Below are 12,319 nucleotides of genomic sequence, written 5' to 3' on the forward strand. Positions count from 1 at the left end.
TCCCTCGTGGAGTCTCAGGGGTTGCGGCGGCTGCAGCCGGCCTGCGCCACCACGGTCACCGATGGCATGGTCGTTAGGGCTAATACGCCGCTGATCGAGGAAACGCGATCATCCATGCTCGACATGCTGCTTGCCAACCACCCCCTTGACTGCCCGATCTGCGACAAGGGCGGCGAATGCGAGCTCCAGGACATGGTGATGGCATACGGCCCCCGCAAAAGCGAGTTCCACGATCTCAAGCGTGTATTCCACTCCGAGGACATCCGTCTCAGCCCTGTCGTCATCATGAACGTCAACCGCTGCATCCAGTGCCAGCGTTGCGTCCGGATGTGCGAGGAGGTGGTCGGCGCGGTCGCGCTTGGCACCGTCGAAAAAGGCATGGATACCGCCGTCACCGGCTTCGAGGGTAGCCTTGCGAGTTGCGATCAGTGCGGCAATTGCATCGAGGTCTGCCCGGTCGGCGCTCTGATGAGTTTCCCCTACCGCTACAAGGCACGGCCCTGGGATCTGGTCGAGACCGACACGGTGTGCCCGCATTGCGGCACCGGTTGCCAGTTGACGGTGGGCACACGCAAGGGTGAGCTTATGCGGGTACGCTCGAAGTGGGACGAGGGGGTCAACCGCGAAACGCTTTGCGTGCGGGGACGCTTCGGTCTCGATTTCGTCTCGGGCAGGGACCGGATAGAGCGACCGATGATCCGTCGCAATGGCGCGCTGGCGCCGGTTTCCTGGGACGAAGCGGGGGATTATCTGCGCCGGCGGCTGTCGGCGGTCGAGGACAAGGCTGCAGGGGGGCTGGCCTCGCCGCGCCTGCCCAACGAGGTGCTCTATCAGTTCCAGAAGCTGATGCGGACGGTATTCCGGACCAACAACATTGATTGCTCGTCGCGCTGGTCCGCGCCCTTTGATACGCTCGGCCCGTTACTGGCAGCCTTCTACAGCCGCGCACCGCTGGAAGAGGTGATCGCCAACGACTGCGTGCTCGTCGTCGGCGGCAACGTGACCGAGGAGAACCCAATCACCGAATACCTGCTGCGGGACGGCGCGCGGCGGCGGCAGACCGCATTGCTCATGCTTTCAGCGCGGCCCTCCCGTCTGGAGGCCGACGCCTGCGTTGTGGTTCGCGTGTCGCCGGGCGGAGAAACCGCGAGCCTCGCGGCGGTGGTAGCCGGGCTCGTGGAAGCGGCCGGTCACGCATTGCTGGGCGAGACTTTTGCGGACATCGAAGCGACAATCGGTAGGTCGCAGGTGAATACCGGTGGTGACGGGCCGGGTCGGCTGGCCAGTGCGCTCAAGGAAAGCCGCAGCGTCACTGTGCTTGTCAGCGTCGAGCTCTTGAGATCACCCGAAGCGCGCGCGACGCTGCAGCAACTCAACAACCTGCTGCAGGTTCTCCGTCTGCTCCGCAAGGGCCTGGCGATGCAGTTCCTCTTTGACCGCGCCAATCAGCTGGGTGCCTGGGACATGGGAGTTTTGCCGGCGGCCTTGCCGGGATTGTGGGCGGTCACCGATGATGTGAACCGTGCAACCCTTGCGCGAAGCTGGGGTGCCGAAATCCCATCTGAACCCGGCGCGGGCCTCGACGTCATGCTGGAACTCTGCGTCGGTGGCGGGATGGGCGCACTCTACCTCGCCGGAGCAGACCCCCTGATCTCCTACCCCGACAGGGATTTCGTGACGCGGGCGCTTGGCGCCGCCGATCTCCTGATCGTGCAGGATACCTTCCTAACCGATACCGCGGGCCTGGCCGAAGTTGTTCTGCCCGCGGCAGGTTACGGCGAGGAATCCGGGACGTTCACCAACAACGAGGGCCGGACCCAGAAGATCCGCAAATTCCGCGAACCGGCCTTCGAGGCGCGAGGCAATCTGGCGATATTCGACTTCGTCGCATCGCTGCGCAGCCAGACGCTGCAGCCATCGACAGAAGGCGGGATTTTCGACGAGATTGCCCGGCTGGTTCCGGCCTATCAGGGGTTGACGCAGGATGGACTTGGCGCAGACGGCGCGTTCACCAAGGCGCTCCCGCAGCCACCGGATGGCGAGTTCTTCGCGCCGTCGCCGGCCGCGAAGACAGCCGGCGGGTTCATGCTGATTACCGGCAACTGCCTGTTCCACAACGGATATCTTTCCGAACGCTCGGAGATCCTGAATACGGTCGCTGATGACCCTTATGTCGAGATGAGCGCGCAGGATGCGGCCCAACTTGGCTTTTCGGATAGTGATCCGGTGGTCGTGCGATCCGCTCTGGGAGAATTGACGGCGAAGCTCAAGGTCAACAAGCGCTTTCCCAAGGGCCTCGTATTTCTCCCCGAAAACTACAGGGCCCTACGCCTCAACAGACTGATGCGCCGGGGCGTATATCCATGTCCGGTGGAAATTCACCAGGCCACGACGTCCGCCGCCCGTCTCACTGGTTCCGCCTCGAACCCTAAGGATCGCCACCAAGGCATCGACGGTGGCTTGCCTGACGCTCCATCGCGCCCTGACTAGGTCAGTGATACCTGTTCCCGCAGATGTAATCCTGCAGATCCTGCTCCGTGCGCTGCGCTTCTTCGAGCCTGTGTTTGACCACATCGCCGATACTGACCACGCCGACAACGTCGTCCCCGTCCATAACCAGGACATGACGCGTACGCTGCCGGGTCATGATTCCCATCGCGATTGGCAGCAAATCCCCGGTCGAACAGGTCGCTACATTGCGGTTCATGATGTCGGCGGCTCGCATCATCGCCGCCGCGGCCCCGTATTCGGCTACCGCATTGCAGCAATCCCGCTCCGACAAGGTACCAAGGAATTCGCCGTCTGATTGGCTGACGACGACGAAGCCTATATTGTTTTCGCGAAACAGCCTCAGGACTTCCACCATCGTCTGATCGCGATTGACCGCGATGACACCGACACCCTTGTTCTTCATGATTTCGCCGACAAACATCTGAGCCTCCTGTCCGAGCGCATTGTTTGACAGCTGGCGCGTCTTCACGTTCGCCGTATATTCCGCCACCAGTTGTAGCCCTGCGTCTCTTTGGTTTCGACGATCACGTCCTTCTCTGTATTCAGGCGCGCGGCAATTACGCCGCCACCGGTTGCCGCCTTGCCCGGTTTGGCGAGCAGATCGTCGCGCCCGATCACCAAATCACGCGAGGAAAAGCTCGAGAATTCGTATTGCTGGCCAAGCGCGATCGCGTCCGCTGGACAGGCGTCCTCGCATAGCCCGCAGAAAAGGCAACGGGCCGTGTCGATCTCGAATTTTGCCGGGTGACGCTTACCCTTCTCGTCCTCGTAGGGGATGACTTCGATGCAGTCGCAGGGACAAATCCGGGCGCAAAGTTCGCAGGCCACGCATTTGATCTCGCCCTCTTCGTCGCGCGTCAAGAAGTGATGCCCGCGGTAGCGCGGGTAAGGCAACCATTTCTCCTTGTCCGGATACTGCATGGTGACGGATCTGGCGAACATGTAGCCGAAGGTCAGCGCCAAGGCTTTCGCCAGATCGGCGAAGAACGCCCAGCCGATCCATGTTCCAATTCTGTCCTGCGCGCGCGACATCATCGCCCCGCTATGGAGCCGCTGCGGCTCCTAAATGAAAGCAATTCCGGTTATGATTATGTTCGCCATCGATAAAGGAAGCAAGACTTTCCATCCGATCGCCATCAGTTGGTCGTAACGGTAGCGGGGGAAAGTGAAGCGGAACCAGATAAACAAATAGACGAAGAACGAGACCTTGAGCAGAAACCAAAGGATCGGTGGCAAGGGGATCAATACGCCGTTCCATCCGCCGAAGAACAGGATCACCACCAGCACCGACACCAGCAAGACGATGGCATATTCGCTGATCATGAAAAACGCAAAGCGGATACCGCTGTATTCGGTATGGAAGCCAGCCCCCAGATCACCTTCCGCTTCCGAAAGGTCGAAGGGAATGCGCTGCGCCTCGGCCAGTCCGGCAACGAAGAACACCAGGAAGCCGATCGGTTGGTAAACGATATTCCAGACATCGGCCTGCGCCCGTACGATTTCGAGCAGGCTCATGGATTGCGCCAACATGACCACGCCAATGACCGCAAACCCCATCGGGATCTCATAGCTGATCATCTGTGCGCAAGTCCTGAGGCTGCCCAGAACAGCGTATTTGCTGTTCGCGGCCCATCCGCCGAAGATGACACCGTATACTTCAATGCCGATCACAGCGAAGACGAAAAGGATCGCCACATTCATGTTGGAGACGTAAAGCGTGATCTCGGCACCCAACACCGAGACGGTTTCGCCGAACGGGATCGCGACGAACACCACGAATGGTGGGGCGAGCGCCAGGATTGGCGCGAGTTTGAACAAAAAGCGGTCGGCCTCGTCCGGGATGTGGTCTTCTTTGGTCAAGAGCTTGATTCCGTCTGCCACAGGCTGTAGCAGCCCGTGCCACCCGACGCGCATTGGCCCCATCCGCTGCTGGATGTGCCCAGCGATCTTGCGTTCCAGCCAGGTCAGTGGCAAGGGCAGCAGCAGCAGGATCGCGATTAGAAACGCGACCTTGAAGACGATCAGGCCGAGGGCGACGATAAGTTCCATGATCCGCGGCTACTTATTCATCGGTTGAAACGCGCGACCGGACTTTTGCCCGGCTATAGACTGAGCACTGGCTCAGTTATTCAAATGATAGGGTACAGCCGCGACGCGCCACTTGCAAAGCGGAAATCAATTCTGCCTTCGCCGATGGCAAGAACTGTTTTAAGGGGGACGTGAGAGCCTATCAAGGTTGTTGAGAGGCAGAGCTTTAGGTCCCGTTGTGGGCGAGGGGACGGAGTCTGGCTAAAATTATCACAGAATCCAACGCAAACAGTTTGTCGCTGAAATTTCAACAAGATCAAGATAATAGAAACCCGTAATCAGGCTTAGGCCCTCTTGCGCTGGTGGACGGGCAATCCCTGAAAGTCCTTGAGCGTCGCCAGTACGATCGACGTCTTGACATGCTGAACGCTGTCGTGCGGCAGGAGCACGTCGTTGACGAAGCGCGAAAGTCCCGCAAGGTCAGGCGTCACGACCTTGAGGTGGTAATCCATTTCGCCGGTCAGGGCGTAACATTCCAGCACCTCCGGCAGGTCCGCAATCAGGGTTGCGAAACGCTTGGCGTTGTCGCGGTTGTGGGTCGCAAGGGTCACGGCGATGACGACCATGAGGTCGAGCCCCAGCCTGCCGCGATCGAGCACGGCGCGATAGCCGTGGATAAAGCCCGCCGCCTCAAGCCGTGCCCTCCGGCGCGAACATTGCGATGGCGAGAGCGCGATTAATTCCGAGAGCTCGTTGTTGGTCAGGCGGCCGTCGCCTTGCAATTGGGCAAGGATTTTTAGGTCGTATCTGTCGAGCTGTTCCATCTGTGCGCGTTCTCCCGTTTTCTTGCATGAAACATGTATTGAATCCCGAAAACTGCGCGTGAATGCAAGCACCATGCGTAAGAATCCCATCATAATGCCATCCAGCATCCTGTTGGGAGGAAAGAACGATGGGCCCTTATCCGCATGACGCGCCGCCGACAGGCATCACTGCCGACAATCCGGCCGGAACTGACGGTTTCGAATTTGTGGAATTCGCCCATCCGGAGGCGGAAAAATTGCGCGAGCTTTTTATCCGCATGGGCTACAGTTGCGTTGCCAAGCACCGCACGAAGGACATTACAGTCTGGCGCCAGGGCGATATCAACTATCTGATCAATGCCGAGCCCGGCAGCCATGCCATGCGCTTCGTCGCCGAACACGGCCCTTGCGCGCCCTCCATGGCCTGGCGTGTCACCGACGCCAAACATGCCTTCGACCACGCGGTTTCAAAGGGGGCGACGCCGTATGAAAGCAAGGACAAGGCCGTCGATATCCCGGCCATCGTGGGCATCGGCGGTTCGTTGCTTTATTTTGTGGAAACTTACGGCGAGAAGGGCTCGCCCTATGATGCAGAGTTCGAATGGCTGGGTGAACCCAACCCGAAGCCGAAAGGCGTTGGCTTCTACTACCTCGATCATCTGACCCACAATGTCTATCGCGGCAATATGGACAAGTGGTGGGAATTCTATCGCGAGCTCTTCGGTTTCCGCCAGATTCATTTCTTCAATATCGACGGCCGCATTACCGGGCTGATGAGCCGGGCAATTACGTCTCCTTGCGGCAAGATCCGCATCCCGCTGAACGAGTCCAAGGACGACACCAGCCAGATCGAGGAATATTTGCGGAAGTACAAGGGCGAGGGCATCCAGCATATCGCCGTTGGTACGGAAGCACTCTACGACGCGACGGACAAACTCGCCGAAAACGGCCTGAAATTCATGCCCGGGCCGCCCGAGACCTATTACGAGCTCTCGCATGAGCGCGTACACGGCCATGCCGAGCCGATCGAGCGGATGAAAGAGCATGGCATTTTGATCGACGGCGAGGGCGTCTTGGATGGCGGCACGACCCGCATCCTGTTGCAGATTTTCTCGCGAACCGTCATCGGACCGATTTTCTTTGAGTTCATTCAACGAAAGGGCGACGAAGGCTTTGGCGAAGGAAACTTCCGCGCTCTGTTCGAATCGATCGAGGCTGACCAGATCCGGCGCGGCGTGCTGCGCCCGACGGCTGCCGAGTAACCGGAGCCGCGTTTGAGAACAAGGTGAGAAAAAGCGCCGATTGACGGATCCGATCCGCCGCTCTTACTTTTTTGGTGTTTGTCGAACGATTATATCACGCCGGCGAGGATGCCCACGCCTGCTATAGCGGCAATGCCGCCGGCAAGGCGCGTGACGATGAAGCCTCGGCGCTCGCCGATGCGGCCGATCGCATAGCCAAGCCCCAGTCCGACAGCGTGCAGAAGAGCGGTCGCGATCAAAAAACCTCCCCCGTAAGCAGCGCCCGCAGCACTTTCCGGCATTTCGGCGCCGTGGGCATGGCCATGGAAGGTCGCAAACAGCCCGACCACAGCCATCGCGATGGCTGCTGGGGCCTTGACGTTGAACGCCACGACCGCGCCGAGCAGGACCACCGATAACGCGATACCCGCCTCAACAAATGGGATATCGATGCCGGCAACGCCGAGCGCGCCGCCGAGGGCCATAACAAGGACGAAGGTTGCCGGGACAAGCCAAGTTGCGTGACCCCCAAGCTGATAGGCAAAGACGCCAACCATGATCATCGCAAGGACATGGTCGATACCCGATATGGGATGGGTGAAGCCATGCGCGAAGCCTGCTGCTTCGCCGGCGACGGGATGTGCATAGGCGGCGGCTGGAAGCGCTGTTGCGACCAGTGCCAAAAGTACGCTCTTGAGTATTGCTTTCATTAATCAATTCCCCGTTGAGTTATAGAATTCGTTGCAGGCGCTGGATCGGGTAAGCACGCTGAATATCGCGGGGGCAATGCTATGTGAAACACGCCGGAAACGTCAATAAAAAATGTAGAATATGGATTTAATTCAATAGTTTATCAGTAGTGCACTTGCGGTATGCATCTGCCTAATAGGCGGGCACTCATCACCTTACAGGACGCGTCGATTCCCGCAAATTGAGTTCGACAGGCCATAATTCATGAATATCCGAAACTGAGCGTCCCGCCAGCACTTGCAAGGTCAGGTCGGCGCACCTTGCACCTGCTGCTCTCATCGATGATCGGCTTGCCGAAAGTGAGGGTGCCATGTTCTCCGCCGTCAGGTAGGGAAACACGTCGTCATGGGCGATGACAGAGACGTCTTCGCCGATAGCGAGGCCGAGGGATCGGACGGCGCGATAGACGCCGAGGGCTGTCATCATCGAACCGGCCACGATGGCCGTCGGCGGATTGGAACTCTCCAGAAAAAAGCGGGCATGTCTAAAGCCGAGCTCGTCGGTGAAAGTGTCGTGGGCGATCAGCTGTGCGTCCTGCTCAAGAGCCCGCCCCTCGAAGGCCTTGCGGAAGCCGATATCGCGGTGGATGGAATAAGTCAGTCCTTTGCGGCCGTTGATCATCGCGATCCTGCGGTGGCCGAGGTCGAGCAGATGCTCCGTCGACCGGCGGATTGCCCCTTCATTGTCGATGTCCAGCCATGCATGGGGAACGGCGATATCCGATCGCCCGTGCACGAAGAATGGAATTCCGAGCCTGTCCAGAAGCTCGATGCGCGCGTCGTTCGGTTTCGGAGAGTGGACGATAATGGCATCGACTCGCCGGCTTTCGGCAAGCCGTCTATAGGTCTGCATCTCCTCGTTAAGATCGCGATCGGCCATCGGGATCACCAGGATATCAATATCCTCCGAGGCCAGTCTCTCCGCCATGCCGGCCATGAATTCGGCGAAGTGGAATTCACCGGAGCGTCCCATGATGACCCCGATCGCGCCGACGCGGCCGGTCTTCAGCCGAACGGCGTTGACGTCCGGCCGGTAGCCGAGCCTCAGGGCTTCCGCAACGACGCGTGCGCGGGTTGTCTCGCTTACCTCCGGATAGCCGCTCAGCGCTCGGCTTACCGTTGTCGGCGACAGGCCGACTTGTTTTGCGAATTCCTTGAGCTTCATTCGACCACGACAGGTTGGATTCGCGCGGATCAATGACGGATTGTTGAGCGCTCGGCAATCTCGTCTATCACCAACGGCTCAGTAATTGAAATCGGTTTCAATCCTTTAGGCGCGAGAATGAGAAACCGTTAATTGCTGTGGTTATTTAATGTAAGCGCATAAGCATTTGATATAACATATAAAAGTATATCTCTCGCGATATTGTGGATGTCTGAGGTGGCGCTCTTGACGGTTGAAAAAACTTTTGTAATGTTCGTTTAGCCAAATCGATTTCAATTTTTCGTCTGGCAACGGGAGGATGACATGAAATATCGTTTGATGGCCGCCGTTTCGGCGGCAAGCATGATCTGTACCTTGAATCTTGCGGCTGCAGCCGAGCTTTCCTTCGCGGCTAGTTCGACGGGCAATAACCTCGAGTTCTTCCGCAAGCAGTTTGTCATCTTCGAAGAGAAGACGGGCCACAAGGTCAACATCGTGAGCATGCCGTCGTCGAGTTCTGAACAGTTCTCGCAGTACCGTCTGTGGCTTGCCGCCGGCAACAAGGACGTCGATGTCTATCAGACCGACGTCATCTGGGCACCGCAGCTTGCCGATCAGTTCGTGGACCTGAAAGAGGCTGCCAAGGACGTCGTCGAGCAGTTCTTTCCTTCGATCATCGCATCGCAGACGGTCAACGACCGTCTCGTGGCGTTGCCGATGTATACCGATGCCCCGGCGCTTTATTATCGCAAGGACCTGCTTGAGAAATACGGTAAGCAGCCGCCGAAGACCTGGGACGAGCTTGCCGAGACCGCCAGGGAAATCCAGGAAAAGGAACGCACGGCCGGTCAAAAGGACATGTGGGGATTCGTCTTCCAGGGGAATTCCTATGAGGGCCTCACCTGCAATGCGCTGGAGTGGGTGAAATCCTCCGGCGGCGGGCAGATCGTGGAGCCGGACGGCACGATCTCGATCAACAATGAAAAGGCAGCAGCCGCGATCGACCGTGCGAAGGGCTGGGTCGGCACGATCTCCCCGCCTGGCGTGCTCGCTTATCAAGAAGAGGAGTCGCGCGGCGTCTGGCAGACCGGAAATGCCGTCTTCATGCGTAACTGGCCCTATGCCTACTCGCTCGGCAACGGCGCCGATAGCGCAGTGAAGGGCGAGTTCGACGTAACGACGCTGCCTGTCGCCGCGCTCGGCGACAGGCCGTCTTCAGCGCTCGGCGGCTGGAATCTCGCAGTTTCGAAATATTCTGACGACCAGCAGGCGGCCATTGAGCTCGTCAAGTTCCTGGCGTCGAAAGACGTTCAAAAGGCACGGGCCATCGAACTTTCCAATCTGCCAACCCTGGTGGCGCTCTACGACGACCAGGATGTCGCTGCCGCGCAGCCTTTCATGCCGGAGTGGAAGCCGATCTTCCAGGATGCCGTACCGCGTCCTTCGGCGACAGCCAAGGTGAAGTACAACGAAGTATCATCGAAGTTTTGGACGGCAGTACACAACACGCTGTCCGGCAACGGGACCGCGGCTGAGAACCTTGAGCTTCTCGAGGCCGACCTGACGATCCTTAAGGGCGATAGCTGGTGATGAACGGGACCGGCGGCCGGCAGGCCGCCGGTCCCGCTTCAGATGTCTCAAGCACGGATAGCGTTTCCATGAGCGAAATCGCAGTTTCACAGGCGCTCAAACCGCCAGCCTCCGCTTTGAGGTCGGCGAGCGAATTGCGCTCCGAGCGTGTCAGATCGGCCTGGCTGTTTCTGGCGCCGACGCTCTTTATATTGGCTGTGGTGGCCGGGTGGCCGCTGTTTAGAACGATTTATTTCAGCTTCACGAATGCCTCCCTGACCGATCTTGGCAATGCACAGTTCATCGGTTTCGGCAATTATCTGTCCTGGGTCACGCTGAAGAGCGGGCGAACCGTCTATCGTGGGCTGCTTGCCGATCCCGTCTGGTGGAGCGCCGTCTGGAACACCGCCAAATTTACGGTGGTCTCGGTCATGACCGAGACGACGCTCGGCCTGATCGTTGCGCTGGTCCTGAACGCACAGTTTGCCGGGCGCGGCATTGTGCGCGCTGCAATTCTTATTCCCTGGGCAATCCCGACGATCGTTTCGGCAAAAATGTGGGCCTGGATGCTCAACGACCAGTTCGGCATTTTGAACGATATGCTCCTTGGTGTCGGCCTCATCAGCGAAAAGATCGCCTGGACTGCCAATCCGGAAACGGCAATGATTGCGGTTCTGATAGTCGACGTCTGGAAGACGACGCCCTTCATGGCGCTTCTGATCCTTGCCGGACTGCAGATGGTACCGGCGGATATCTACGAGGCTGCCAGGATCGACGGGGTCAATCCCGTCTAGGTCTTCTGGCGGCTTACGCTACCGCTGATCCGGCCCGCCATTATGGTCGCCGTGATCTTCCGGATTCTGGATGCGATGCGCATCTTTGATCTGATTTATGTGCTGACGCCCAACAATGTCCAGACCAAGACCATGTCGGTCATGGCCCGTGAGAACCTGTTCGACTTTGACAAGTTCGCCTATGGTGCTACCGCTTCGACAGTTCTCTTCCTCATCATCGCGTCCGTCACCGTACTCTACATCTGGTTCGGACGCGTCAAACTCGGTGGGGAGGACCGTTGATGCTCTTGAAGATCACGAAGAATGCGCTCTTCTACCTGCTCGTCGCGGTGATCGTCCTTCTTGCGGTTTTTCCGTTCTACTACGCGATCCTCACGAGTCTCAAAACCGGCACGGCGCTTTTCGAAGTCAATTACTGGCCGAGTTCGATTTCATTCGGAAATTATACATCGGTGATGAACCAGGGCGGCTTTGTCCGAAGCCTTGGAAATTCGATAATGGTCGCCTTGGTCGTGGTTGCCGCGTCGCTGCTGCTTTCGATCACCGCATCTTTCGCCTTGGCGCGAGTGAATTTCCGCGGCCGGGCGCTGCTGATGCTGACGATCCTTTCAGTGTCGATGTTCCCGCAGATCGCCGTACTTGCAGGCCTTTTCGAGCTCATTCGATGGATCGGCATCTTCAACACGCCTTTCGCGCTGATTTTTTCGTACATGATCTTCACACTGCCGTTCACCGTGTGGGTGCTGACGACCTTCATGCGCGACTTGCCGATCGAGATCGAGGAGGCTGCGATCGTCGACGGTGCTTCGCCATGGGTCATCATCACCCAGGTCTTCATGCCGCTCATGTGGCCGGCGCTTGTGACAACCGGCCTGCTTGCCTTCATCACAGCTTGGAATGAATTCCTCTTCGCGCTAACGTTCACATCATCGAATGCGCAGCGGACCGTGCCGGTTGCCATTGCCCTGCTTTCGGGCGGCAGCCAATTTGAAATACCTTGGGGCAACATCATGGCGGCGTCGGTCATCGTCACCGTGCCGGTTGTTGTTCTCGTTTTGATATTCCAGCGCCGGATCATCTCGGGATTGACCGCCGGCGGCGTTAAGGGTTGAGGGAGTAGGCCATTGGCACAGATACGCCTAGACAATATCCGCAAGAGCTTCGGCGCCTTCGAGGTCATCAAGGGTGTTACGATGGACATCCGCCGAGGCGAATTCATGGTCTTCGTCGGTCCCTCCGGATGTGGCAAGTCAACGCTGCTGCGCCTCATCTCGGGCCTTGAAGACATTACGTCCGGCACGCTCTCTTTCGATGACGAGGTGGTAAACCAGCGTGCGCCCTCAAAGCGAGGGATCGCCATGGTGTTCCAATCCTATGCGCTCTATCCCCATATGACGGTTTTCTACAATATGGCCTTCGGCATGAAGCTTGCGGGACGGAGGAAGGATGAATGCCGGCATAGGGTAGAGTTAGCATCCCG

The 12,319-nt window shown here is 58.4% G+C and carries 11 protein-coding genes and 1 pseudogene; 6 read left to right on the plus strand and 6 right to left on the minus strand.

Annotation, left to right across the window (positions count from 1 at the left end):
* Positions 1 to 2,490 (plus strand): molybdopterin-dependent oxidoreductase (locus tag C9413_RS17705; RefSeq protein ID WP_170250697.1); only part of this gene is annotated, 2,490 nt, incomplete at its 5' end.
* A 1-nt stretch (position 2,491) separates the two neighbouring features.
* Here the strand turns inward: C9413_RS17705 and C9413_RS17710 are convergent.
* The 4 genes from C9413_RS17710 to C9413_RS17725 form a co-directional block, all read right to left on the minus strand.
* Positions 2,492 to 2,932: a CBS domain-containing protein gene (locus tag C9413_RS17710; RefSeq protein WP_040116512.1), complete on the minus strand. Its 441-nt coding sequence runs from the start codon at positions 2,930 to 2,932 to the stop codon at positions 2,492 to 2,494.
* Between the two features lie 44 nt (positions 2,933 to 2,976).
* Positions 2,977 to 3,543: an NADH-quinone oxidoreductase subunit I gene (locus C9413_RS17715; RefSeq protein ID WP_040115136.1), complete on the minus strand. Its 567-nt coding sequence runs from the start codon at positions 3,541 to 3,543 to the stop codon at positions 2,977 to 2,979.
* A gap of 30 nt (positions 3,544 to 3,573) precedes the next feature.
* A complete protein-coding gene (gene nuoH / locus C9413_RS17720; RefSeq protein WP_040115137.1) occupies positions 3,574 to 4,560 on the minus strand; it encodes an NADH-quinone oxidoreductase subunit NuoH in 987 nt (328 codons plus the stop codon).
* 323 nt (positions 4,561 to 4,883) lie between these two features.
* Positions 4,884 to 5,363 carry an Lrp/AsnC family transcriptional regulator gene (locus C9413_RS17725; RefSeq protein ID WP_170250698.1) on the minus strand — a complete coding sequence of 160 codons (480 nt, stop codon included), beginning with the start codon at positions 5,361 to 5,363 and terminating at the stop codon, positions 4,884 to 4,886.
* Between the two features lie 128 nt (positions 5,364 to 5,491).
* On the opposite strand from C9413_RS17725, the gene hppD reads away from it, so the two are divergent.
* Entirely contained in the window at positions 5,492 to 6,604 is a 1,113-nt protein-coding gene (hppD, locus tag C9413_RS17730) for a 4-hydroxyphenylpyruvate dioxygenase (protein WP_040115139.1), read from the plus strand.
* 89 nt (positions 6,605 to 6,693) lie between these two features.
* On the opposite strand, the gene C9413_RS17735 is transcribed toward hppD, so the two are convergent.
* Together C9413_RS17735 and C9413_RS17740 are read right to left on the minus strand one after the other, a co-directional pair.
* Positions 6,694 to 7,293 carry a HupE/UreJ family protein gene (locus tag C9413_RS17735; RefSeq protein WP_040115140.1) on the minus strand — a complete coding sequence of 200 codons (600 nt, stop codon included), beginning with the start codon at positions 7,291 to 7,293 and terminating at the stop codon, positions 6,694 to 6,696.
* A 190-nt stretch (positions 7,294 to 7,483) separates the two neighbouring features.
* Positions 7,484 to 8,497: a substrate-binding domain-containing protein gene (locus C9413_RS17740; protein WP_040115141.1), complete on the minus strand. Its 1,014-nt coding sequence runs from the start codon at positions 8,495 to 8,497 to the stop codon at positions 7,484 to 7,486.
* A gap of 303 nt (positions 8,498 to 8,800) precedes the next feature.
* Between C9413_RS17740 and C9413_RS17745 the strand changes: the two genes are divergently transcribed.
* From C9413_RS17745 to C9413_RS17760, 4 genes and pseudogenes are all read left to right on the plus strand, one after another.
* Positions 8,801 to 10,066, plus strand: coding sequence for an ABC transporter substrate-binding protein (locus C9413_RS17745; RefSeq protein ID WP_040115142.1), 1,266 nt, complete (start codon positions 8,801 to 8,803; stop codon positions 10,064 to 10,066).
* Positions 10,067 to 10,134: 68 nt separating this feature from the next.
* Positions 10,135 to 11,121, plus strand: a pseudogene (locus C9413_RS17750) (sugar ABC transporter permease).
* Complete coding sequence (locus C9413_RS17755; protein ID WP_040115143.1) at positions 11,121 to 11,951, plus strand: carbohydrate ABC transporter permease; 831 nt, start codon at positions 11,121 to 11,123, stop codon at positions 11,949 to 11,951. Before C9413_RS17750 ends, C9413_RS17755 begins: the two are co-directional and overlap by 1 nt.
* Before the next feature lie 12 nt (positions 11,952 to 11,963).
* Positions 11,964 to 12,319, plus strand: a 356-nt coding sequence (locus tag C9413_RS17760) for an ABC transporter ATP-binding protein (RefSeq protein WP_170250699.1), incomplete at its 3' end; no start/stop codon positions are given.

Source organism: Rhizobium sp. SEMIA 4085 (assembly GCF_013004495.1).
Lineage (GTDB): Bacteria > Pseudomonadota > Alphaproteobacteria > Rhizobiales > Rhizobiaceae > Rhizobium > Rhizobium gallicum.

Bases quoted from the DNA above. Each gene is read 5' to 3' on its own strand.
- C9413_RS17710 (WP_040116512.1), bottom strand. From the start codon at position 2,932: ATGTTTGTCGGCGAAATCATGAAGAACAAGGGTGTCGGTGTCATCGCG.
- hppD (WP_040115139.1), top strand. From the start codon at position 5,492: ATGGGCCCTTATCCGCATGACGCGCCGCCGACAGGCATCACTGCCGAC.
- C9413_RS17755 (WP_040115143.1), top strand. From the start codon at position 11,121: ATGCTCTTGAAGATCACGAAGAATGCGCTCTTCTACCTGCTCGTCGCG.
- C9413_RS17745 (WP_040115142.1), top strand. From the start codon at position 8,801: ATGAAATATCGTTTGATGGCCGCCGTTTCGGCGGCAAGCATGATCTGT.
- nuoH (WP_040115137.1), bottom strand. From the start codon at position 4,560: ATGGAACTTATCGTCGCCCTCGGCCTGATCGTCTTCAAGGTCGCGTTT.
- C9413_RS17725 (WP_170250698.1), bottom strand. From the start codon at position 5,363: ATGGAACAGCTCGACAGATACGACCTAAAAATCCTTGCCCAATTGCAA.
- C9413_RS17740 (WP_040115141.1), bottom strand. From the start codon at position 8,497: ATGAAGCTCAAGGAATTCGCAAAACAAGTCGGCCTGTCGCCGACAACG.
- C9413_RS17735 (WP_040115140.1), bottom strand. From the start codon at position 7,293: ATGAAAGCAATACTCAAGAGCGTACTTTTGGCACTGGTCGCAACAGCG.
- C9413_RS17715 (WP_040115136.1), bottom strand. From the start codon at position 3,543: ATGTCGCGCGCGCAGGACAGAATTGGAACATGGATCGGCTGGGCGTTC.